The sequence below is a fragment of the Clostridium sp. genome (assembly GCF_018372875.1).
In the GTDB taxonomy this organism is placed as follows: domain Bacteria; phylum Bacillota; class Clostridia; order Clostridiales; family Clostridiaceae; genus Clostridium.
In genome coordinates, this window is record NZ_JAHAIF010000007.1 from 62,260 (window position 1) to 85,381 (window position 23,122).

The window sequence follows — 23,122 nt, forward strand, 5'->3', positions numbered from 1 at the left end:
CTCCTTTTTAATTAAAATCTTCTATTCTTATCATATTATTAATTTCTTTTACAGATTCCATATCTTTCACTTCATTTATTGCGCCTTGTAACTGTTCTTCATTAGTATAATGAGTTACTAAAACTAAGCCTACTTCTTCTTCATTTTTAATTCTTCCTCTTTGAATTACAGAACGTAAACTTACTCCATGCTTACCAAATATAGCTGTAATTTCACCAAGGACACCTGGTCTGTCTGTTACTGTTGTTCTAATGTAATATCTGCTAGTTATATCATTAATTTCCCCAATTTCTTTATGCCACAAATTATTCTTTTCTACTGGAAGTCTATTTTCAGTATCTACATCACTTCTTAAAATTGATACTATATCTGCTACCACAGCACTTCCTGTTGGTAAATCACCAGCACCTCTTCCATAAAACATTAAATCATCTACTGCATTCCCTTTAATAAATACCGCATTAAAGGAATCATGTACATTTGCTAAAGGATGAGTCTGTGGTATCATTGTTGGATGCACCCTTAATTGAAGCTTTCCATCAATTTCTTTTGCTATAGCTAATAGCTTAATTACTAACCCAAAATCCTTAGCATATCTAATATCCTTTGAAGTTATCTTAGTAATTCCTTCCCTGTAAACATCATCTATCTTAACTTTAGTTCCAAAAGCTAAAGAAGATAAAATTACAAGCTTGTATTGAGCATCAAATCCCTCAATATCAGATGTAGGGTCTGCTTCTGCATACCCCTTTTCTTGTGCTTCTTTTAATACATCACCAAAGTCACTACCTTCAAGCTCCATCTTACTTAAAATGAAATTTGTTGTACCATTAATTATTCCATATAGCTTTTCAATTTTGTTTGCTGTTAAGCTTTCATTTATAGCTTGAATTATAGGTATACCACCTGCTACACTTGCTTCATAGTTAAGCATAACCTCTTCTTCATCTGCTTTTTTAAATAACTCATCACCATATGTAGCTAAAAGCATTTTATTAGCTGTTACTATATGCTTCTTTTTACTTAATGACTTTAGAATAAAGTCTTTAGCTGGCTCTATGCCTCCCATTACTTCAACTATTATTTTAATAGAATCATCATTTAAGATTTCATCAAAGTTAGTTGTTATTAACTCTTCTGGGACTTTAACTGCTCTAGCTTTACTAGGATCTCTTACAAGGATTTTTGCAACTTCAACCTGGCATCCTGAACGCTTCATGATTTCTTCACCATTCATTTGTAGAATATTCCACACTCCACGTCCAACATTACCTAAACCAAGCAATGCTATTTTTACTTTTTTCAATTGATATTCCCCCTTTTTAGTGTATTTTTAATCCCCAATTTTACATGTTTAAATCCATTATATTATTAATATGGTAAAAATTCCATACCTTATGGTGCTTTATTAGGCGTTATTATATCATATAGGATAAACGCTCCCAAGAAATAGAACATTCCTACAAATCCTACTGGTGTTATAATTAAGAATAATGCAATTATTATTACTAATGGATTTAACCCTAAGAAGGTAGACATTAATTGTTGTTGTAAGAACTGTCTTATTACAACGCATCCAATATACCCTAAAATAATAATTAGTGTTCCTTTGTAGTTTTGCCCTAACAAAGTTGTTATTCCAACAATTCCATAAACTAAGCCTGCACCAAATATAGGTAGTGCATCTAATACCCCTGTAATAATTGCTATTACTACCGCATACTTTACACCTGCAAATTTGTATATTACAGATGTATAAATTATTATTGCTATCATAATAAGTGCAAAGGCCTTTAGATAACCACCAAATATTTCATTTTTCTTTTTTCTTAGCCTTCTAATTAACTCAATTCCCTTTTCAGAAAAGGCTCCTTTTAACTTTACTTGTATTACATCTATATCCTTAGTAAAGAAGAAGGTTGCTATAATTGTTATTATTACCATTACAAATGCAGCTGGAATTGATACTAATATATTTAATAAGTTTTGAACAAATGTAGCTGCAATTGATGTTCCAATGGATATTAGTTTAGGTATTAACTCATTTACCTTTTCTAAAATTCCTGAATCTATGTCATTAACATTCTTTAGAAGATTATTTATTTCTAAAGAAGCTGTATTCATTATATTATTTAATGTATTTTTATCTGTTATGTATGTATAAAAGTTATTTAATTGCTCAGCTATTTTAAACCCTATTATAAATAGTAGAAAAGCTGCTACTGCAACAATTGTTATTGTTAAAACCATTGAAACAAATCCATCTGTAAGCTTAAACTTTTTTAATCTTTTATTTATGCATAGGATTCTATTTTTTATTGGTCTTAAACTCATTGCAATAAGAAGTGCTATTACAAATGGAATTGCATATTTTAATCCCATTGCAAACAATATAAAAAGCACAGTGTATATTAGTAGAAACTTAGCTATTCTTTTGCAACTATTTATTAACTCTGGTGAAAAGTACTGAGTAATGCTATCCAAAAAGTTCTTCATTTTACTTTCCTTTCTTATGTTCTTCTATATTTTATACAGAATTATAGTTTAATTTTTCTAAATTTACAATAGCGTGATATAAAGTTGGAATTTTTATAGATATTTTAAATAAATTTAATAAGGTAGATGAAAAATTTTTAGGAGTTGTATTATGTTTGATAGTCAATCAATGATTTCATTAGTATTATCATTACTAGCAGGATTATCTACAGTTATAGGTGCATTTATAGTTTTCTTTTCAAAGTCTTCAAACAAGAAGCTAATCACCTTTGCTCTTGCTTTTTCTGCTGGTGTTATGATTACAATATCTTTTACAGATTTATATCCTTCTGCTCAGGAAACCTTAGTTAAGCAGGAAGGGCACTTAATGGGAGTACTGTTATCCTTATTATTTATGATTATAGGAGTTCTTATAGCTTTCTTAATAGACCACTTCATTCCTGAAGGAGATAAAAAAAGTGGAGATCTTTATAGAGTAGGCTTTGTTTCTATGATTGCAATTATGCTACATAACTTCCCTGAAGGTATTGCAACCTTTGTATCAGGTTATCAAAGCACTACTTTAGGTATTTACATTGCAATGGCAATAGCCCTTCATAATATTCCAGAGGGAATCTCTATTGCTATGCCAATATACTATTCTACAAATAGTAAAAGTAAAGCCTTTAAGTATACTTTTATATCAGGAATTGCTGAACCTATAGGCGCTTTTTTAGCCTTCTTATTTTTAAAACCATTTATTAATGAAATAATTTTAGCTGTTATTTTTGCACTAGTTGCTGGAATTATGCTTTATATAGCATTTCAAGAACTTATTCCAGAGGCCAGAGTCTATGGCTATAATAAACTATATATTTTTTCATTAATTTTAGGAATTTGTATTATACCAATAAGTCATATCTTCCTTACATGATGATACTTTAGGCTGTATAAAATATCCTCTAAATCTTTTTAAGTTAATTGTTGTTACTTTTATACGGCCTTTAAATTTTTTATTTCATTTTCTTTTATATAAGAGTCATAGATATTCAATGAATATATAAGATCCAGAGATGATATTTCAAAGGTTATTACAAAAATATTTACTAAATATAAGTAATGTACTAAATACTTTGTTGCTATCCCTCTATAATCTTTCAAAAAGTTTCTAAAGATTTTATTATAGTTTTTCAACACTTCTGATAGTTCTATATTTATCCTATTTTTATCACTTCCATTATGCTTCTTAGCTATTACATCTAAGTACCTATCTAAATAAGCATTAATATAGGCATCCTTATCAATTTTCTCATAAAATAATTTATTAAAATTTTCAACATTCCATATACCAATAGATATTGGCCTGGATATTACATTTTCTCCTGAATCTATTGCTATAACGTTCCAAACATTTTTCCTTTCCTTATTCCTTATTTGCCTTTCGCCTTTAAAATTTTCTTTAATTAATATCTTAGATATGTGTATATTGTTTTCTAATTTTTCAGCTTCTTTAACTTTTGATAATGAAAATAATATTTTGTGCCTCCAATAAAATGCTGTTGGCAAACTTATCCCAAGCTCTTTAGAACACTCATTTAGAGTTTTTCTTTGTAACATAAGTTCAATATATTTTAACCAAGTTTCTGAATTTTTCTTAGAATAATAAAAAGATGTGTTTGTTTTATTAGAAAAAGTTTTCCCACATTCTTTACATCTATATCTCTGTACATTTTTATAGGAGCCAAACTTTATTATATTTTCAGACTTACAATGTGGACATTCTGTAATCTTTATATTCCTATATAAATCTATATCAAAAAGTTTATTTAAGTGTATCTCCAAATTTTTCAAATTCAAATCATATTTTATCATTATATATCACCAACTGTAATTCTTAACACTTTTTACAATTTATAAACTTAACAACATTTATCTTTAAAAGAATCACATAATTATATTTTATGTATAAACTCCAAATACTTTAGAATAAATAAAACACTCTCGGGGAAAATAATTACGTATCAATGAACATAAGGAGGATTTTTCAAATGACTCAAAAAGAATTACTTTATCTCGAAGATTTATTGGGTGCCGAAGACCAAGCTAATAAAATATGTTCTGATTTTGCTCAAAAAGCTCAAGATCAACAATTTAAAGATCACTTTACCGCATTAGCTACTTATCACAAACAAAATATAGCAAAATTATATGCAATGCTAAAATAGGAGGTATCATTAATGAATGGGTTAACTGATAAAGAACTTATTACTGAAGTTCTTACAACAGAAAAAAACTTAGCTAATCTATACAATACAGCTGTAGAAGAATCATCTACAGAGCCATTACACACAGATTTAAATAGTCAATTAAACCAAGCATTAACAAAACAAAATGAAACCTTTAAATTAATGCAACAAAAAGGCTTATATCAATTAGAACAAGTTCAACAACCTGCAATTGATAAAGTTAAGAATAAATTTGCTCAAGCTGCAGGACAATAATAGTATTAACCTTTAAATTATTACTTTTGCCAAAAAAGAGGTATGCATAATCCTCTCGCATACCTCTTTTTTTCTTATATTCTAACTAATATTTCATTAATTTCTTCACTAATTTTAAGTCTCTCATCATAAATCCATTGAACATTAAACTCTAAGTTAAATCCCTTACAGAAAGAATAATACATATTTATCTTCTGATAATAAATCTCTAACTCATCTAATGTTCCACCTAAAATAGTTGGTCTTGATATAACATCATTTTCAGCTACAAATAATTCATCAACGTAAAATAAGAATTGCTCCATTAACTCATCTGAGGTTACATCAAAAGGTACCTTTAAAAGACTCCACTCTATTGTTTCCCTAAGTCTATATTTCTTAAGTCTATCTAAAACAATAATATAATCACTAATATCCATCTTTCTATAATAAGGTAAAGCCTCTTTCCTTGTACTCCATAATGCTAACTTCTCAATTAAAGGTAACGTCTTTATCCTTAAAATAGCATCTGAAGGGCCTATTACTGCTTCAGTAATAATTTTATCTTCTCTTAGAAGCTTATCCTTAATAACTTCAGCATTGTTACCAACTGAAGCTACATAACCAACGTCATAAATACCTTGACGTCCTGCCCTACCTGCTATCTGCTTAACTTCTTGGGAGGTTAAAAATCTAACTTCTTCTCCATCAAACTTTTTAACAGATAAAAATATTATTCTTCTAATTGGAAGATTAACTCCCATGCCTATAGCATCTGTTGTAATTAATATCTTTGTTTCCTTATTTACAAATTGCTCGTACTGCTTCCTTCTAACCTCAGGTGGTAAATCGCCATATATTAAACTAGCCTTTATTCCCTTTGATGAATACTCTTCAGCTAATTCTAAAACTCTCTTTTTTGAAAATACTACAATGGCATCACCCTCTTCTACCTCATTATAATTAAAGGCCTTATCTTGAACCTCAAGGGGTATTCTTCTTTTATACTCTATAATTTCATATGGATCTCCACAATCATTTATGATTTCTTCTAAAATTTCTCTAGAATTTGATGCACCACACACATGAATTTCCTTAGCTCTCACACCAAGAAGTGCCCTACTCCATGCTGCTCCTCTTTGAGAATCATCAATCATTTGGATTTCATCAATTACTGCCACATCATATTGTCTTTTTAAATCAAGTTTTTCAATAGTACAAGATACATGAGTAGCTCCCTCTGTTATTAATTCTTCCTCTCCTGTTTGAAGGTCGCATAACACTCCCTCATTATTTAACCTTTCATAATTCTCAAGGGCAAGAATTCTAAGAGGTGATAAATATACACCTTTATCACATTCCTTAAGCCTTTGAATAGCATTATAAGTTTTACCTGTATTAGTGTCTCCAAGGTGAATTACAAACTTTCTTCTCATGCCACGTGCTTCTCTATATTCATCCTTAGGATTCTTAGGGAAGTTTTCTTCAAACTCTTCTGAAACCATCTTTGGAATATGTTGTTTAGTTAAAACAGTCATTATACCTGAGTTCAAAAGACTATTATAGTTTCCTCTCACAACTTGATAATAATCAAAATCGCAATTGTTTTTCTTATTATAGTTTTCTAGTATTTTTTTAGCTATGTATTCTAGTAATTCTTCATATCTTTCTAATAAATCCTTATACTCTTTAAACCCTTCATTCTTCATTCCCATAAGAAGAAGTATTTTCTTTCTAACTGTAGATTCATGTTCCATTAATGCTCCACCCTTTGAGTGATGAGCTATTTCTTCTATTTGATTAATTTGACTTTTCAGCTTTTTAAATTCTCTTTGAGATGCATTTTTTTTCATGCCTTTCCTCCTACTTATTAACCTATTACATAATTATACAATACTTCTTCTATTATTTTAATTTATATCCTATATATTTATATTTTTAAACTCTAATACCTGCCTTTTTATTTTTCCCCCTAATATCTTTACCAAAAAAATACCGCATATTCGTTGAATAATACGGTATTTTAATAGTTAATTTTATTTTTAATTTACACTAATATTATCTATTCTTTTCCTATACTTTATAACCCCACCCAAAGCAGCTAGTAATGAAAGTAACGTATATAACAATGAACTTGAATCACCTGTTTTAGGTAAGTTATTATTAGAATTATTTCCAACACTATTATCTTCACTACCATTTGGTTTATTATTTTCTTGGCTACCGCCTGGCTTATTATTGTCGTTATTATTAGAAGGCGTATCTTCTATTATCTTAAGATTATCTATTGCATTTTGTAATGTTTTTACAGTATCTAAAACTATATTATAGTTTATATTTTTATCTACCAGTATAGCTTTAGCTTTATATACAGCTTCCTCTAAAGCATTGAAACTTTCATAAGTATATTTATCTTTATTTAAGGATTCTGCTTTTTCCACTAATGATTTTAATTCTTCTAAGCTTTTATTTATTAAGTCTGATTTCTCCATTCCAGCAAATCTTTCTGTAAAGTTAATATTAAGCTCACTATAGTTTCCATCACCAGTTAAATAATTTACATCAAAGAAAGTTCTTTCATCTTCACTTAAAGTTGCTGCGTATGGTGAAAAAGTTGAAAGATAAATCTTATTTGCATTTTCATCAAACTCCGCAAATTTAAATAAGGCATTTCCACCATTATATGCAAATTGATAATCAGCTAATACATTAAATACTTCATTACCAAAGTCATTAATTAAAATTTCATCCCCTGACCCATGACTATGTCCACCAATCATCATAAATACCTGATTGTACTTCTTTACTACATTCCAAACTTCTTTTCCTTTTTCACTTAACTTAATATCACTAGGGGCAGTATCTGAACAGTTTTGTAAATCATGGCTTGTAACAATGGTAGGTATATTAGTATTTGATAAAACCTCCTCTACCCATGATAAATCAGTATCAAAACTATGATAATCAATGGCCAAAGTCATATATTTATAAGAGCCACCATCATTCACCATATAACTACTACGTCCTGAAGGGGATGTTCTAACAACATAATCTTTAGTTAACTTACCATATTCGCTGTCACCACCAAAATACTTATCAAAATATTCTGGCCAATCATGATTACCTGGTTGCATAAGTAAATTAATACCAGCTGATGGTAACTTATTGAATAATAGAGCATTATTCCATTGCTCTTCATTATTACCATTTTCAACTATATCACCCAAATTAGCTACAGATATAATATTAGCTTTATTTTTATTTTCAATTATCCAATCAATTGCAGTATCCATAACATTTTTTCTAAATTTAATAGTATTTTGAGTGTCTGGTAAAAATACCATATTATAATTACTTTCACCATTTAGAGAGAACTCATCATTATTTCCATACTCACCAACATACTCTTCTGGATTAGTAACTAGCCACTGTGATTTATCTAAAGCCCCCTCAGATATTCTAATTTCTTGATAATTCCCCCTAGCAAACTTATCTAAAAGTTGATTTCCCTCTTTCCACCAACTAGATCCAACTCTAAAACGTCCATCATTAGGATCTGCGTATAAACCTACCATATCCCCACTAACATAATCTCTAAATGCTTCTGCTCCATTTACAAAAGTACGAATAGTTTTATTATCATTAACTATTGCAATATGGTACCAAACTCCCCCCTTGTCCATAGATACAGACCATGATGCTGAATCCATTTTATGACTATCATCTTTATTAGCCGCTAAGAATTGAATTTCCTTACAGTTAGAAACTGCAACATTCATTGTTCCAAGTTCAGGTTCATCCATACTTTCAGATTCACCTTGTCTAGCTAAAAGAGACATCCAGCTATCTGAAACTGTCCAATTACTAGGTAACTTATAAACTAGCTCTATTGTATATCCATTTTCAAACTCCTCTTTATTTATAGGTGCATCATCTACAGTAATAAAATCTGCACCAACCTTATTAGCACTATCTCCATTAATAACTATACTTCCTTTAGCCTCGTCATACATCTTATCATCAGAAAAACTTATGTATTTACTATAATCATCCGCATCACCATAAGTGTTCATCCTTAAGTTATTTCCATTTCCACTTACATCTTTTATAACTAAATTATTATTGGCAATACTTCCACTTTCAATATTACTTGAATCAAATTTCCACTCTGCAACTACATTTACCCTTTCCTTTACATAAGCAGAAATAGCTCTTGTACCAGATACTACATTTGTTATTGTAACTCCAGCAAGAAGTAGAGTACTTAAAACTCTTTTTTTAACATTTTTCATCTCATTCTCCTCCTCACAATATATGGTGATTTTCTTTTGGAATCAATTAATATTCTACATTGTTTTGTATCTCTTGGTGTTAATCCCCAGTTAGATTACTGTTAAATAATAAATAAAAATGTATCTACAAAGTCTAACAGGAAAATAAATTTCAAACTACCAATAACCATATCACTATTAGTAACATAGATTAATCTTAGAATGATTATACAGGAGGTGTGGATTGTCCACTTTCAGAATTATCTCCTTTGATGGTGGTGGCATAAAGGGAGCTTTATCTACTAGAATACTGAAAAGACTTTACTTGGATAATCCTAATCTTTTGAAAAAAACAGATCTTTTTGCTGGAACATCTACTGGAGCCTTAATAGCCCTATCCTTAGCCTATGGACTTAATGGCAAGGAAATAGATGATATCTATTGCTATGAGAATATAAAAAGAATATTTTCTCCAAAAAGATTTAACTTATTTCATCCAAGATATAAAGATAAAATGCTGAAAATCTTTATAGAATCCACCCTATCAAAAGAAGCTACTTTAAATGACCTCAAAAAATATGCATTTATTCCTGCCTTTCATTTAAAAGGAGTAAATCAAGATCACTGGCAGGGAGTATTCTTTAATAATTTAACAGAAAATATTACTTCACATGAAAGGTTAGTAGACATAGCGCTAGCTAGTTCAGCTGCTCCAACTTACTTTCCTTCTCATAAAAATTATATAGATGGAGGTGTTTTAACTAATTCACCTGCTATTGCATCTTTAATAACTGTACTTCACAACATGAAAGGAAAATATACCATAGATGATTTTAAGGTATTATCAATTGGAACTGGAATAACTCCTAAAAAAATCAGTTCTAACACACATAATTGGGGAGTTCTTCAATGGGCAATAAAACCTTTTTCAAAGGTTAAACTACCCTTACTTTCAGTTCTACTAAATGATGATGCTGCATTGGAGGATTTATATTGTAGCGAATTGCTTGGAGATAACTATCTTAGAATAAACCCAATTTTGCTAGAAGATATAGAGATAGATGACTATACTAAAGTACCTTTATTAAAACTAACAGCTGATAACTATAACTATGAGAAGGCTAATACCTTTATAAGAGAACAATTTTTAAAATAAGGGGGAGAAATGTTTGGTTATATCACACCTTTAATGAGTGAACTAAAATTAAAAGATTATGAAAAGTTTAAAAGTTATTATTGTGGCATGTGCTATTCTATAAAAAATAAATTTGGAAACATACCCAGACTTGGGTTAAACTATGATGCTACATTTTTTGCTGTACTAATGGATGGGCTAAATTCTGAAGACACAAAATCCTTCAAGGCACGATGCCTTAAACATCCATTAGAAAATAGAGAGTGTATTGAAACAAATAGCGCTTTAGACTATGCCACAGATTTAAATATGGCTTTAATATACTACAAACTTCTAGATGACTATTTAGATAATAATAGCTTAAAAAGCCTAGCATTAGTAAAATCACTTACTCCTTATTACAAAAAAATATCTAACAATAATTTAGATAATATCATTAAAGATAATTTAAATAAGCTTCACTCCTTAGAGCGTAGTGGAAATTTTAGTTCTCTTGATGAAATTAGTCATCCCTTTAGTCATATAGTTGGGGAGGTTCTTAAGGAATGTCCTTTTAAGCTAAAAGATGATGGAAAGGAGGCACGTAATAACTTATATCTATTTGGCTATTACTTTGGAAAATGGATATATTTAATTGATGCTTTTGACGACTTAAAAGAAGATATGGAAGGAGGTAAGTTTAATCCTATTTCTAAAGTTTATAATAAAAAGAATTATTCTTATGAAGAACTTTTGGATATAGTTAAAGAAAAGGTAGATTTAGTATTAATGACATTAGCTTCTAGCTGTAGTGAAAAACTAAAGGACTTACCTTTAATTAAAAATAAAGAAATAATCGAAAACGTCATTAATTTAGGATTAATGGATAAATATAATCATATTTTATTAAAGCTATGAGTATATTTATATCAAAGCAATAGAATGCAAGGAGTATACAAATTTATGGATCCTTATAAAGTACTTGGTGTATTACCTCACTCTTCTGAGGGTGAAGTAAATCAAGCTTATCAAAAAATAGTACAAACTTATAATACTGATGACCTTCAAGACGATTCCATTAAAACATTCTATACAGAAAAGCTTAATGAAGCAAATGAAGCTTATAGAATAATCTCTCATAACATTGCCTGCGAAGAAGTACGTGAAATGATAGAAGATGATGACTTCGTTGCTGCTGAAGCAAGACTTAATTTAGTTTCTGATATCTCATCTGCAGAATGGAATTACTTAAAAGGTGTATTGTTACTTAAGAAAGGATGGGTTGAATCTGGTGTTAACCATATAAAAAAAGCTGCAACTCTTAATCCTTATAATAACGAATATGTTTCTGCTATGAATACACTTAATCAAAAAGTTGGTTCATATAAACAAAACTTTTCAAATGCTAAAGCCGGTGGCGGTGGAGGCGGAAACCTTTGTGGTGGTAACAACAACTCTAGTGGAGGCAAAGGAGGACTATGTTAAAAGGCGGAAGGCTAAACCTTCCACCTTTTATTTTTCTTCCTTATAAAGATCCTCTACTAAATTATTTAAATTTGGATGATTTTGAATTTCCTCTTCTATAATTCTATCTAAAACATTGTTTTTCTGTATTAAGCTTCTTAGTGAAGATGATACAATAACACTTTCCTCTAGTTCTTCCTTGGCTTGAACTATTATTTCTTCCTTAGAACTATCCTTTTTTTGCTCCTTTAAAGCTTCTTTAAAGCTCTTATTTTTTCCTTCTCCTCCATCATCCCTTATCTTTGACGGTCTTTTTCCTCCATATACTTTTTTCACCTCATACTTATTTACAATCTTATTAATATCAGTAGTTCTCCACATAATAGGCTTACCCCCTTCCTATTCTTATTTATATTATCGTCCTTGTTTGTTATATATTTACAATTCAAAAAAGAAGACTTTAAAAAGTCTTCTTAAATTAAAGTATTTATTTTATTTAAATCTTCCTTTGTATCTATATCTAAAACTTCAAGTTCATTTTCAATTTCATATTCAAAAACATTATTTAAGTCATTTAATATTATACTTTTTCCTCCCATATCCCCATTAAGTTCTAAAAGTTGTTTAAAATATTTCTTTGGAAAAATATTAGGATTCCTTAGTTTGCCACAATACTTAGAACTTATTATTCTATCAGGATTTTCTTTAAATATTTCTATTAAATCCTTCATAGTTTTATCTGAAATATATGGTTGATCACATACTAAAAACATTACCCCATCACAATTCCTACACTCTTTTAATCCAAGCTTTATTGAATAAGATATACCTTTGTTTGGCATACAATTTCTAATAATTTTAATATCTCTATCCTTTAACATTTCTTTAAGCTCATTATATTGGGTAACTAAAATTATATCCTTAAAACCAACCTCAAAACTCTTTTCTATGATATGCATTGCTAGGGGCTTTTCATTATAAATGGATAATAATTTGTTTCCATTAAATCTACTACTATTTCCAGCAGCTAGAATAATGGCATTAATATTTATAAATGAATTTTTTAACATACTACCATTGGTCCTACCTTTGTATATATTAATTCTAACTCTCTTTTATATACTCTTTTCATACATTCAACAAATTTTATTTCATAGCCTTCTTTTGTACAATCTATAGTTTCCACTACACTTTTATCACTTAATATTATAATTTTATCTCCATATCTTAAAGCCAAATTAATATCATGAACAGTCACAAGAGCTATTAAATTATTATCTTTAATAAATTTATCTATAAATGAGAAAAAATCATGTTGCCTTACATAATCTAAAAATGTATTAGGTTCATCTAAAAGAAGGATTTTGCATTCTTGCATAAGTATTCTTCCTAGATAAACCATTCTTCTTTCGCCCCCACTTAACTCTCCAATACACTTATTTTTCAAATGATAAATATTTAATTTCTTTAGGATATCATCAACCATCTTATAATGTTCTTCTGAAGGCATATCAAAAATACCTAAGTAAGGTGTTATTCCCATTAAAATAACATCTTCTACCATATAGTTTTGATTTGTGTGTATATATTGAGGTATATATGATATTAATTTTCCTCTTTCCTTATTACTCCATTTTAAAAACTCATTATTATCATATTTTATTTTTCCATTTTTATATTTTACTAATCCAGAAATAGTTTTCAAAAGGGTTGTCTTTCCTGCTCCATTAAGACCTAATAGTATAGTTGTCTCTCCTGGCTTCAACTTGATATTTATATTTTTTAAAATTTCTTTTTCATCATAATTAACGCTTAAATTTTCAATTACTAATTTTTTAGATGTATCTATACTAACCCCTTCTTTCTACATAGTAGATATACTAAAAATGGAGCACCTACTAATGAAGTTAATATGCTTATAGGAATTTCTGTTGTTGATATTGTTCTTGCAATTGTATCTGCTATTATCATCAATATTCCTCCCATTAATAATGTTGTTGGCATTATCTTTGAAATATCATCTTTAGAATAAGACTTAACTATATGTGGTGCTAAAATACCAATCCAACTTACAACCCCTGCAACTGAAACAACAGCTGAAACTAATAATGTTGCTGCTAATATAGCAACTATTCTAATCGCATTTACATTAACGCCTAATAATTTTGCTTGAGTGTCTCCCATGGTTAAAACTTTAAGCTGCCATCTAACTAAAAATAGTACTAATGATGCTATTAATGTTAGTATGAATACTATAACTACCTTAGACCATGAACTATTATAAAAGCCTCCCATAAGCCAAAAATCAATTGCTGGAAGCTCTTTATATGGATCTGCAAAATACTTAAATATCATTATAAAAGCTGAAGCTATAGCTCCTGTTACTATACCCGAAATAACCAAGGCCAAAACCTTATTGCTTTTCATATTTTTAGAAAGGAGCATTGAAAAAATCACTGCCCCTATTCCAAAAACGAATGACATAACTTGTAATAATATTGTTGATGAAGAAAATAATACTATAGCTACAACTGCACCTAAAGAACATCCCGAAGTAACTCCTAATACATCAGGTGAAATTAATGGATTTTGAAATATACTTTGAAATACCATTCCTGATAATGCTAAGGCTCCACCACCAATTACAACAAGCAGTACTCTAGGAATTCTAATATTCATTAATAAATTAAAATCCTGAGAGCTTGCATCCATATTAAACAAGGTTTTAATAACTTCTTTAAACTCTATATTATATCTCCCTATACTTAATGATACTAATATTAAAATAAAAAGAACTATTCCATGTAATAATATAGACTTCTTTAATTTCATAGGCCAAGTTCCTCTTCACTTACTTCTATATCATAAAATTCTTTATAAAAATCTTTTGCATCCTTTATATAGTCTTCCTTAGAATATAAATCTGGATGTAGATTATTTTCAAGCCATAAAATTCCTAACATAGATGATGGAGTTGGATAATCCCATGCTTCTAAAGTTGATGGGAACACATAAACCTGGTTATTCTTTATAGCATTTATTCCTTTAAGTCTTTCATCTTTTAAAATGTCATCTTTTGAATAACTTGCATATCCAACCATATAGATTACATCAGGATTCTTTTTAACTAATTCTTCAACAGAAATAGTTGTCCAATATCCATCTGTAAGCTCTTTTGTAACATTTTCTCCACCGCATACTTCGAACATATAGTTTTGATACATCTTAGATGTACATGTTTTTAAAACACTATCACTACCTGCTAAATATACATTTTGTTTTTCTGTAAGGTTCTTATTTAATTCTTTAACCTTAGATATTGTATCATCATAATAGTTTACAAGCTTATTAGCCTTTTCTTCCTTTCCTACTGCCTTACCAATTAATTTAACTGTTTCTTTAAACTGATCCAATGTCTCAGGTTCTATAGCTATTACTGGAATCTTTAATTCTTCAAACTTAGGTATGAACTCCTTTAATCTAGTAGGAATAATAACTAAATCTGGATTTAAATTAGCACACTCTTCTATATTAATTTCCTTTGAAGTACCTACTGCTGGCAAATCTATCAATTCTTTTGCTACCTTCTTATACATTTCCCTAGTCTTTGCTTTAGCTTCTATTCCAACTAACTTATCCTGTACCCCCAAATTAATTAAAAGAGAGGTTGAAATATAATAACTAGATATTATTTTTTCAGGTGTACCATCTAATTCAACTTCCCTACCTAATTGGTCTACAACTGTTACTTTATTATCTTTAGATTCCACATTATTTGAACCACAGCCAACAACAAATGTGCTCATCAATATTCCTATAATAAATAGGCTCATAATTTTCTTAAATCTCTTCATAATTTACCTCACCCTTTTAACAATAATTTTATAATGTCTAATATCTTTTTATTGACTTCATTTATTTCATAATTTGTTAAGTTATCTATGTCAAAAACTACAGTATCTTCACGTTTAATTATATCTATTAGAAATTCATTCTCAGCTTTTTGTAATACTCCTAAAACAACCTTTTCACTATCTAATGCCTCCACTATTCTCTTCTTAAATGTATATGCATTAGATTCTAACCTTCCTATTTCATCTAAAAGAATAAGTTTTGTATTACTACACTCAATACTTTTTTCTAATATAGACGTACCTACAACCTCAAAACTTTCAATGATTGGAATGCATTTTTCTTCTCCAATCTTAATGGAAATCGGGCTATTATTACCAACACAATCTACATATCCATTTAAGTAAAACCCTCTAGCTTCATTATTTATGTAATATGGTAAAGTCCTATATCCAGAATAATTTATATCTAACTCATTAAGAATATTATTTATCATGGTACTTTTACCACTTCTCTTTTTACCAGTTAAAAATATATTTTTAGTTTCCATATCTTTTATAAGTCAGCGAAGTAATCTTCGCTGACTATTCCTTTTCTACTTATTGATAACTGCAACCACTTCAATTTCTATTGGTGCATCCATTGGTAGCTTTGCAACTTGGAAACAGCTTCTAGCTGGTGGATTCTCTTTAAAAAATTCTCCATATACTTCATTTACTGAAGCAAAGTCATTTAAATCCTTTAAAAATACAGTAGTCTTAATAACATTTTCTAGAGCTGATCCTCTCTCTTCTAGTATAGCTTTAACATTTTCTATACTTTGCTTTGTTGCTTCTTTAATATCTTTAGGTATTTCCTTAGTTTCAGGATTAATTGGTAATTGACCTGATGTAAATATTAAATCTCCAACCTTAACTCCTTGTGAATATGGTCCAATAGCTGCTGGCGCATTTACTGTATTAATTATTTCTTTATTCATTTTCATTTCCTCCAAATCAATAATTCTATTTTTTTGACTTTTTATAAAAAGTATTTTCTAATGGTAATTTAGTTCTAAATACTCCATCAAATTTATAATAAGCACCTTGAACTGCTGGTGCAGTAGGGATACATGTTATCTCTCCTACCCCTTTAGCACCATAAGATAAATCATTAGTATTTTTTTCTATAACCATAGCCTTTATCTCTGGTACTGCTGTTGCTCTTAATAACCCTAATGTTCCAAATTTTGCAGTAGGCACACTATTTTTTAAAGGATAATCTTCAGTAAGAGCATATCCTAATCCCATAACTACTCCACCCTCAATTTGTCCTTCAACATTCTTTGGGTTTATAGCTTTACCAACATCATGAGCTGCTACAACCTTTTTTAATTTTCCATTTTCATCTAAAACAACAACTTGAGTTGCAAATCCATAAGCAACATGGCTTACTGGATTCTTTTTATCACTTCCCATTTTATCTGTTACTCCTGAGAACTCACCATAGAACTCTTGTCCATTAAGGGCATCTAAAGTTCTTCCATTTAAAGCTTCCTTAACTTTTAAAGCAGTTACCCTAACAGCTTCTCCTGTGAAAGTTGTTTGTCTTGATGCCGTTGTGGTACCTGAATCTGGTGTTCTCCTAGTATCAGGTGCTTCATATACTACCTTATCAGGAGTAATATCTAATGTCTGACATAATATTTGCGTTAAGATTGTTCCTAAACCTTGTCCTATACAAGCTGCTGAACTTCTTATATGAACCTTTCCATCTTTTATTTCTAAGATGCATCTTCCTATATCAGGAAGTCCTACTCCAATACCAGAGTTTTTAAAGGCACAGGCAATACCAACATATTCATTGTTGTCATATACATCTTTTACAGCTAATAAAGTTTCTTTTAAAGCTGTACCAGGATCTGCAATTTGGCCATTTGGTAACTCTTGTCCTGCTTCAATTGCATTCCTCCATCTAAATTCCCAAGGTGATATTCCAACTAACTCTGCTAATTGATTTATATTACATTCAGTAGCAAAAGCTGATTGCGTAACACCAAAACCTCTAAATGCACCACCTGGAGGATTATTAGTATATACTGCAATTCCTTCCACCTCTGAATTCTGATAATTATATGGACCTGCTGCATGAGTACATGCTCTTTGTAATACCGGACCACCAAGAGATGCATAAGCTCCAGTATCAGCAATTATCTTTGCTCTCATTGCTGTAAGCTTACCCTTTTCATCACAGGCTGTTGTAAACTCCATCTCCATGGCATGTCTCTTTGGATGAACCTTAATACTTTCAGCCCTTGTTAAAGTCATTTTTACAGGTTTTCCAGTTAAGTATGCTAGTAATGCAGCATGATGTTGACAGCTCATATCTTCTTTGCCACCGAATCCTCCACCTACATACTTAGATATTATCCTAACCTTATCCTCACCTAATCCTAATAAGTGAGTTATTTCATGTAAATCATCATAAACACTTTGACTACCTGTATAAACTATTAATTCTTTTTCTGTTGGAACTGCCACTGCAGATTCAGGCTCTAAAAATGCATGTTCTGTAAATGGAACTGAGTAATGGTTAGTAACAACATACTTGGAATTTTTAAGAGCTTCATCTACCTTTCCTCTTTTTAAGACTTCCCTTACTAGAATGTTGCCATCCTTATGAATTTTAGGAGCTCCTTCCTTCATTGCTTCTTCAGGTAATGATAGTGGTTCTAACTCCTCATAATCCACTTTTATTAGGTCTGCTGCCTTCCTTGCAATATCCATTGAAGTTGCAGCAACCAAAGCTATAGCATCACCTACATATCTAGTTTCTTCTCCTACTTCTATAAGCGCTGGCCAATCTTTCTTTAAGTGTCCTCCATATCTCTCTCCAGGTATATCCTTAGAAGTTACTACCTTAACTACTCCTTCTAACTTCTCTGCATCAGAATAATCAATATTTTTAACTAAGGCTCTTGGATATTTACTTCTTAATGCAAATCCATATATCATACCATCAATTTTCATATCATCTACATATTCGCCTTCAGCTAATATCTTATCCTCTGCATCAATTCTTCCCATCTCTTCTCCAACAATCCCCTTACAGAATACTGTTGGAACATCTCTATTTTCCCTAAGGATTTCTGCTGCCATAAGTACTGCTTTTTCAATTTTTACATAGCCTGTACACCTACAGATATTCCCCATTAATGCCTTTTTTATTTCCTCTAATGTAGGGTTTAAAGTTTTAAGAAGTAAAGCTTTTGCACTAATTACCATTCCAGGAATACAAAATCCGCATTGTACTGCACCTGCTTCACTAAAGGCATAAGCAAATACCTTTTTGTCCCTATCACTTAATCCTTCAACAGTTTGTATTTCCTTTCCTTCTATCTTATCTGACTTTAAGATACATGCTTTTGTAGCCTTTCCATCAACTAAAACCATACATGCACCGCAAGCACCTTCCCCGCAACCATTTTTTACTGAAGTAAGGTCACATTCCTCTCTTAAATAATTAATAAGAGTTCTCCCCTCTTCAATCTCTGCAACTCTACCATTTAATTTAAATTTCACCATACTTTTGCACCTCATCTCTCAACCTTTTTCTACTTACAAACTTTCCAAAGGCCTTATCAGAAAGTAGCTTTCCATCTTTAACTACTTCTTTTCCTCTTAAGAATACCCTTTCTATTTTTCCTTTTACCTTATATCCCTCATATGGAGTATAATCAACATTTTGAGTTTGATTTTTCCATGTTATTAACTCTTCTCCACTTGGATTTAGAACTAATATATCTCCATCACTACCTTCTGCTATTACTCCCTTATTAGGATATAATCCGAAAATCTTAGATGGATTTTCAGAGGTTATTTCTACTAGCTTATTAATAGAAATTCTCTCTTCTCTTACTCCAAATGAATAAAGTAATATCATGCGATGTTCTACTCCTGGTGCTCCGTTTGGTATTGTAGAAAAATCATTTAATCCTATTTCTTTTTGATTTTTATAATTAAAAGAACAATGATCTGTGGCAAGAATTTGTATATCCCTATTATCAATACCTTTCCATAAAGCATTATTATCTTCTTTTGATCTTAGTGGAGGAGACATAACATATTTTGCTCCATTAAAATCATCATCAACTTTTCCTTTATAAGCATCTTTATTTAGCAAAAGATATTGAGGACATGTTTCTATAATTACCTTGGTTCCTGATTTACGTCTTCTAATTATTTCATCTAAAGCTTTTTTAGTACTTAGATGTACTATATATACTGGATAATCAACCTTTTCAGATATATCTAAAATCCTTTTAACAGCAGCTAGCTCAACCTCATCTCCTCTAGAAATCTCATGATATTTTGGCTCTGTCTTGCCTTCTAAAAGAAGATTAGAAACATTTTTAACTATTTCATCTCCATCTTCACAATGAAATGAAAGTATAATACCTAATTCTTTAGCTTTTCTTAATGCTTCTTCTATTTCATAATCCTCTACTTGAAGAGTATCCTTATATGCCATATACATCTTAAAAGAAGGTACTCCTCTTAAAACCATCTCTTCCATTTCTTCATAAAAATCTTCATTCCATTCTGTTATACTTAGATGATAACTATAGTCACAATAACATCTTCCATCTGTTAAAGTACTATAGTGCCTTAAATCATCTGAAAATCTTTGTCCTTTTATATGATTTGCATAATCAATAATTGTTGTAGTACCACCAACTAATGCAGCTTTAGTTCCTGTTTCAAAATTATCTGCAGTTCTTGTTACTCCAACCTCTAAATCAAAATGTGTATGAGCATCAATTCCTCCAGGGAGAATATATCTCCCTGAAACATTAATTACTTCATCTCCATCAACTTCTAGATTCTCTCCCATAGCTTTAATTATCCCATTTTCTATTCTTATATCAGCTATATATGAATCTTTCGAAGAAACTATTGTACCACCCTTTAAAACAATACCCATATATTGCACCTTCTTATTTATATTGAATAGTTAATGCTCCTTTTGGACATCTTGTAACACATAATCCACAACCAAAACACTTATCTTCATCAATCTTAAGAACATCTTCAATAGTAATTGCATCATATACACAACTAACTCTACATTGACCACATTTTATGCACTTATCATTATCTACTACAGGCGGAATAGCTTCTGTCCTGAATGTTCTTTCATCAGCCTTTTTATGTGATAGTCCAATAATTTCTTTTACATCTTTATATCCATGCTCATCTAAGAAGGCATTTAACTCTTTCGCTATTTTTCCATATATTCCAGGTCCCTTTAAAATTGCTTCTGTACAAACTTCAACTGCTGATGCTCCTGCCATTAACATTTCTGCTGCATCTCTTCCGCAGGTAACTCCTCCAACTCCTATTATTGGAATATTAACAACTCTTGATGCATCATATATATTTCTTACTGCTAAAGGTCTAATTGGTGCTCCTGATAACCAGCCATATCCCTTTTGACTTCCCATTATTGGATATCCTGTTTCTAAATCTATTGACATACATGGACCAAAAGAATTAATCATTACTAACCCATCTGCACCTGCATCCTCTAAAGCCTTTGCAATAGTTTGAATATCAGTATGTGGACTCATTTTCATAAATACAGGACAATCTAATGCCTTTTTAGCAGCCTTCATTGCATCAACTATTGGCTTTACATCAGTTCCAACATAGTGAGTTGATAACTCTACTGCATCTGCATAAGGCTTAACCAATGGTGCTATCTTTTCTATATCTTCTGCTTTATAGCCCATACTTACTATCATTGGAACTCCAGCACTTTTAGCTCTCTTATATTCTTTTTCTATCCATTGTTCCTTTGGAAGCTCTGACCATAATTCAGTATTTAAAAAACCCGAATTAGTTTTTGCCATACAAGGTCTTGGTACTGGTGCCGGATCAACAGATATTGTTTTAGTCACAAGTCCACCTGCTCCTCCTTCTACAGCTTTTACACATAAATCTCCATCTTTAGCACCTGGTCCAGCTGCTGTAAATATAGGGTTATTAAATTCCATTCCTAATATATTAACATTTAAATTTGCCATATTTTTCACTCCTCTAGTTAAACTTCTTTAGAATAATCTGTTTGTATTGAATATTTTTTCTTCTCTCCTAAGATATTGAATAGTAAATTAAGTAATATTGCACATAGGCTTCCTGTAGTAATTCCGCTATGGAAAAGTGTATTTACCCATTCTGGGAAGTTCTGACAAAAAGTTGGGACAACTGTTGGAATCATTGAAAGTCCAATACTTACTGCAACTATCATTGAATTCTTATTTCCATCAAACTCTACAGATTTTAAAGTTTTAATTCCACCTGAAATAACCATTCCAAACATTACAAAGCCTGCTCCCCCCAGTACTGGATATGGTATACAAGTAAATAATGCTGCCATTTTAGGGAATAACCCTAATAGAATTAATATTCCTCCAGATATTGCTACTACAAACCTACTTTTCACACCTGTTAAAGCAACTAAACCTATATTCTGAGCAAAGGCTGTATGTGGAAAAGTATTAAATATAGAGGCTAACATTGTTGCTAATCCATCTGTCCTTAAACCTCTTGCTAAGTTTTTGTCATCTAAATCTTTACCAACCATTTCATGAATTGCAATTATATTTCCTGTAGCTTCTGTCATTATTACTAATACAACTAAAATAAGAGATATAATTGCTGATGCTTCAAACTTTGGAGTACCAAAGTGAAATGGTAAATTCAAACTAAACCATCCAGCTTCTTTAAACATTGTAAAATCAGTCATTCCAATTACGGAAGCGATTACAGTACCTAATACAAGACCTAATAGAATTGATAGGTTTCCTAACATTCCTTTTAAGAACTTATTCATTAAAATTATTAGTATTAATGTAACAAGTGCCATAATAATATTTTCTGCACTTGCAAAACTTGGAGATGTAGTATCATTTCCTGCTGCCCATCTTACAGCAACAGGTATAAGGGATAATCCTATAATTGATACCACTGTTCCTGTTACAACCTTTGGAAAAAATCTTAATAGCTTTCCAAAAACAGGTGCCATAAAAAATGTAAATATACCTGCTATTAATACTGCTCCAAATATTGTAGTCATAGCAGATAAAGAGTCCCCTTTATAGGAATCTGCTATTGCGACCATAGCACTAACAGTTGCAAAGCTTGTACCTTCTACCATTGGTATCTTAGCTCCAATTTTAGAACCAAGTCCTAAGGTTTGAATTAAGGTAGCAACTCCTGCAATTAGTAAATCTGCATTTATTAAAAAAACAATATCACTTTGTGAAAGCCCTGCTGCATTACCAACTATTATTGGTACTGCTACAGCACCTGCACACATGGCTAATACGTGTTGAAGTGCTAATGCTAAGCTCTTACCTACAGGTAACTTTTCATCAACAGGAGCCACATTCATACTCTCATTATTCATACCCAATTCCTCTTTTC

At 30.7% G+C, this 23,122-nt stretch carries 22 protein-coding genes; 6 read left to right on the top strand and 16 right to left on the bottom strand.

The genetic code is table 11. The features are described 5' to 3' along the window. Positions 1 to 7 precede the first annotated feature (7 nt). Complete coding sequence (locus KIB46_RS04115; RefSeq protein WP_291670941.1) at positions 8 to 1,306, bottom strand: homoserine dehydrogenase; 1,299 nt, start codon at positions 1,304 to 1,306, stop codon at positions 8 to 10. Between the two features lie 89 nt (positions 1,307 to 1,395). Continuing rightward, positions 1,396 to 2,496: an AI-2E family transporter gene (locus tag KIB46_RS04120; protein WP_156560475.1), complete on the bottom strand. Its 1,101-nt coding sequence runs from the start codon at positions 2,494 to 2,496 to the stop codon at positions 1,396 to 1,398. Between the two features lie 151 nt (positions 2,497 to 2,647). Here KIB46_RS04120 and zupT point away from each other — a divergent pair, with 151 nt between their 5' ends. Then, entirely contained in the window at positions 2,648 to 3,409 is a 762-nt protein-coding gene (gene zupT / locus KIB46_RS04125) for a zinc transporter ZupT (protein WP_156560477.1), read from the top strand. Positions 3,410 to 3,468: 59 nt separating this feature from the next. Here the strand turns inward: zupT and KIB46_RS04130 are convergent, their stop codons facing one another. After that, positions 3,469 to 4,347: a hypothetical protein gene (locus KIB46_RS04130; RefSeq protein WP_291670942.1), complete on the bottom strand. Its 879-nt coding sequence runs from the start codon at positions 4,345 to 4,347 to the stop codon at positions 3,469 to 3,471. A gap of 176 nt (positions 4,348 to 4,523) precedes the next feature. Here KIB46_RS04130 and KIB46_RS04135 point away from each other — a divergent pair, with 176 nt between their 5' ends. Together KIB46_RS04135 and KIB46_RS04140 are read left to right on the top strand one after the other, a co-directional pair. Then, entirely contained in the window at positions 4,524 to 4,700 is a 177-nt protein-coding gene (locus KIB46_RS04135) for a hypothetical protein (protein ID WP_156560481.1), read from the top strand. A gap of 12 nt (positions 4,701 to 4,712) precedes the next feature. Continuing rightward, positions 4,713 to 4,976, top strand: a complete 264-nt coding sequence (locus tag KIB46_RS04140; protein ID WP_027099673.1) for a spore coat protein — start codon at positions 4,713 to 4,715, stop codon at positions 4,974 to 4,976. 74 nt (positions 4,977 to 5,050) lie between these two features. Here KIB46_RS04140 and KIB46_RS04145 read toward each other — a convergent pair whose 3' ends face one another. Together KIB46_RS04145 and KIB46_RS04150 are read right to left on the bottom strand one after the other, a co-directional pair. Continuing rightward, a complete protein-coding gene (locus KIB46_RS04145; RefSeq protein ID WP_156560483.1) occupies positions 5,051 to 6,808 on the bottom strand; it encodes a DEAD/DEAH box helicase in 1,758 nt (585 codons plus the stop codon). 189 nt (positions 6,809 to 6,997) lie between these two features. Then, positions 6,998 to 9,247: a LamG-like jellyroll fold domain-containing protein gene (locus KIB46_RS04150; RefSeq protein ID WP_291670943.1), complete on the bottom strand. Its 2,250-nt coding sequence runs from the start codon at positions 9,245 to 9,247 to the stop codon at positions 6,998 to 7,000. Positions 9,248 to 9,470: 223 nt separating this feature from the next. On the opposite strand from KIB46_RS04150, the gene KIB46_RS04155 reads away from it, so the two are divergent. Genes KIB46_RS04155 through KIB46_RS04165 form a run of 3 tightly spaced genes read left to right on the top strand, consistent with a single transcriptional unit; the run spans position 9,471 to position 11,825 of the window. After that, entirely contained in the window at positions 9,471 to 10,382 is a 912-nt protein-coding gene (locus tag KIB46_RS04155) for a patatin-like phospholipase family protein (protein WP_291670944.1), read from the top strand. A 9-nt stretch (positions 10,383 to 10,391) separates the two neighbouring features. Then, positions 10,392 to 11,258, top strand: coding sequence for a DUF5685 family protein (locus KIB46_RS04160; protein WP_291670945.1), 867 nt, complete (start codon positions 10,392 to 10,394; stop codon positions 11,256 to 11,258). A 45-nt stretch (positions 11,259 to 11,303) separates the two neighbouring features. After that, a complete protein-coding gene (locus KIB46_RS04165; protein WP_156560492.1) occupies positions 11,304 to 11,825 on the top strand; it encodes a J domain-containing protein in 522 nt (173 codons plus the stop codon). A gap of 27 nt (positions 11,826 to 11,852) precedes the next feature. On the opposite strand, the gene KIB46_RS04170 is transcribed toward KIB46_RS04165, so the two are convergent. The 11 genes from KIB46_RS04170 to KIB46_RS04220 form a co-directional block, all read right to left on the bottom strand. Further along, positions 11,853 to 12,185, bottom strand: a complete 333-nt coding sequence (locus KIB46_RS04170; RefSeq protein ID WP_291670946.1) for a hypothetical protein — start codon at positions 12,183 to 12,185, stop codon at positions 11,853 to 11,855. A gap of 92 nt (positions 12,186 to 12,277) precedes the next feature. After that, positions 12,278 to 12,874, bottom strand: coding sequence for a nucleotidyltransferase family protein (locus KIB46_RS04175; RefSeq protein ID WP_291670947.1), 597 nt, complete (start codon positions 12,872 to 12,874; stop codon positions 12,278 to 12,280). Beyond that, positions 12,868 to 13,653 (bottom strand): ABC transporter ATP-binding protein, encoded by a 786-nt coding sequence (locus tag KIB46_RS04180; RefSeq protein ID WP_291670964.1) that lies wholly within the window; start codon positions 13,651 to 13,653, stop codon positions 12,868 to 12,870. Before KIB46_RS04180 ends, KIB46_RS04175 begins: the two co-directional genes overlap by 7 nt. After that, complete coding sequence (locus KIB46_RS04185; protein WP_291670948.1) at positions 13,650 to 14,636, bottom strand: iron ABC transporter permease; 987 nt, start codon at positions 14,634 to 14,636, stop codon at positions 13,650 to 13,652. The genes KIB46_RS04180 and KIB46_RS04185 overlap by 4 nt, the downstream gene beginning before the upstream one ends. Then, positions 14,633 to 15,658: an ABC transporter substrate-binding protein gene (locus KIB46_RS04190; protein ID WP_291670949.1), complete on the bottom strand. Its 1,026-nt coding sequence runs from the start codon at positions 15,656 to 15,658 to the stop codon at positions 14,633 to 14,635. The genes KIB46_RS04185 and KIB46_RS04190 overlap by 4 nt, the downstream gene beginning before the upstream one ends. 8 nt (positions 15,659 to 15,666) lie before the next feature. Then, on the bottom strand, positions 15,667 to 16,206 hold the full coding sequence (locus KIB46_RS04195) for a nucleoside-triphosphatase (protein WP_291670950.1): 540 nt from the start codon (positions 16,204 to 16,206) through the stop codon (positions 15,667 to 15,669). 45 nt (positions 16,207 to 16,251) lie between these two features. Further along, positions 16,252 to 16,635, bottom strand: coding sequence for a RidA family protein (locus KIB46_RS04200; RefSeq protein WP_291670951.1), 384 nt, complete (start codon positions 16,633 to 16,635; stop codon positions 16,252 to 16,254). 25 nt (positions 16,636 to 16,660) lie between these two features. Beyond that, a complete protein-coding gene (gene xdh, locus KIB46_RS04205) occupies positions 16,661 to 19,219 on the bottom strand; it encodes a selenium-dependent xanthine dehydrogenase (protein ID WP_291670952.1) in 2,559 nt (852 codons plus the stop codon). Then, on the bottom strand, positions 19,206 to 20,618 hold the full coding sequence (hydA, locus tag KIB46_RS04210) for a dihydropyrimidinase (protein ID WP_291670953.1): 1,413 nt from the start codon (positions 20,616 to 20,618) through the stop codon (positions 19,206 to 19,208). Before hydA ends, xdh begins: the two co-directional genes overlap by 14 nt. Positions 20,619 to 20,631: 13 nt before the next feature. Further along, a complete protein-coding gene (locus KIB46_RS04215; protein ID WP_291670954.1) occupies positions 20,632 to 21,720 on the bottom strand; it encodes a 4Fe-4S binding protein in 1,089 nt (362 codons plus the stop codon). Positions 21,721 to 21,737: 17 nt separating this feature from the next. Continuing rightward, positions 21,738 to 23,105 (bottom strand): nucleobase:cation symporter-2 family protein, encoded by a 1,368-nt coding sequence (locus KIB46_RS04220; RefSeq protein WP_291670955.1) that lies wholly within the window; start codon positions 23,103 to 23,105, stop codon positions 21,738 to 21,740. Positions 23,106 to 23,122 lie beyond the last annotated feature (17 nt).

Excerpts from the sequence above, each read along its gene's own strand:
- KIB46_RS04120 (WP_156560475.1), bottom strand. The coding sequence starts at position 2,496 with ATGAAGAACTTTTTGGATAGCATTACTCAGTACTTTTCACCAGAGTTA.
- zupT (WP_156560477.1), top strand. The coding sequence starts at position 2,648 with ATGTTTGATAGTCAATCAATGATTTCATTAGTATTATCATTACTAGCA.
- KIB46_RS04130 (WP_291670942.1), bottom strand. The coding sequence starts at position 4,347 with ATGATAAAATATGATTTGAATTTGAAAAATTTGGAGATACACTTAAAT.
- KIB46_RS04135 (WP_156560481.1), top strand. The coding sequence starts at position 4,524 with ATGACTCAAAAAGAATTACTTTATCTCGAAGATTTATTGGGTGCCGAA.
- KIB46_RS04140 (WP_027099673.1), top strand. The coding sequence starts at position 4,713 with ATGAATGGGTTAACTGATAAAGAACTTATTACTGAAGTTCTTACAACA.
- KIB46_RS04145 (WP_156560483.1), bottom strand. The coding sequence starts at position 6,808 with ATGAAAAAAAATGCATCTCAAAGAGAATTTAAAAAGCTGAAAAGTCAA.
- KIB46_RS04150 (WP_291670943.1), bottom strand. The coding sequence starts at position 9,247 with ATGAAAAATGTTAAAAAAAGAGTTTTAAGTACTCTACTTCTTGCTGGA.
- KIB46_RS04160 (WP_291670945.1), top strand. The coding sequence starts at position 10,392 with ATGTTTGGTTATATCACACCTTTAATGAGTGAACTAAAATTAAAAGAT.
- KIB46_RS04165 (WP_156560492.1), top strand. The coding sequence starts at position 11,304 with ATGGATCCTTATAAAGTACTTGGTGTATTACCTCACTCTTCTGAGGGT.
- KIB46_RS04170 (WP_291670946.1), bottom strand. The coding sequence starts at position 12,185 with ATGTGGAGAACTACTGATATTAATAAGATTGTAAATAAGTATGAGGTG.
- KIB46_RS04175 (WP_291670947.1), bottom strand. The coding sequence starts at position 12,874 with ATGTTAAAAAATTCATTTATAAATATTAATGCCATTATTCTAGCTGCT.
- KIB46_RS04185 (WP_291670948.1), bottom strand. The coding sequence starts at position 14,636 with ATGAAATTAAAGAAGTCTATATTATTACATGGAATAGTTCTTTTTATT.
- KIB46_RS04190 (WP_291670949.1), bottom strand. The coding sequence starts at position 15,658 with ATGAAGAGATTTAAGAAAATTATGAGCCTATTTATTATAGGAATATTG.
- KIB46_RS04195 (WP_291670950.1), bottom strand. The coding sequence starts at position 16,206 with ATGGAAACTAAAAATATATTTTTAACTGGTAAAAAGAGAAGTGGTAAA.
- KIB46_RS04200 (WP_291670951.1), bottom strand. The coding sequence starts at position 16,635 with ATGAATAAAGAAATAATTAATACAGTAAATGCGCCAGCAGCTATTGGA.
- xdh (WP_291670952.1), bottom strand. The coding sequence starts at position 19,219 with ATGGTGAAATTTAAATTAAATGGTAGAGTTGCAGAGATTGAAGAGGGG.
- hydA (WP_291670953.1), bottom strand. The coding sequence starts at position 20,618 with ATGGGTATTGTTTTAAAGGGTGGTACAATAGTTTCTTCGAAAGATTCA.
- KIB46_RS04215 (WP_291670954.1), bottom strand. The coding sequence starts at position 21,720 with ATGGCAAATTTAAATGTTAATATATTAGGAATGGAATTTAATAACCCT.
- KIB46_RS04220 (WP_291670955.1), bottom strand. The coding sequence starts at position 23,105 with ATGAATAATGAGAGTATGAATGTGGCTCCTGTTGATGAAAAGTTACCT.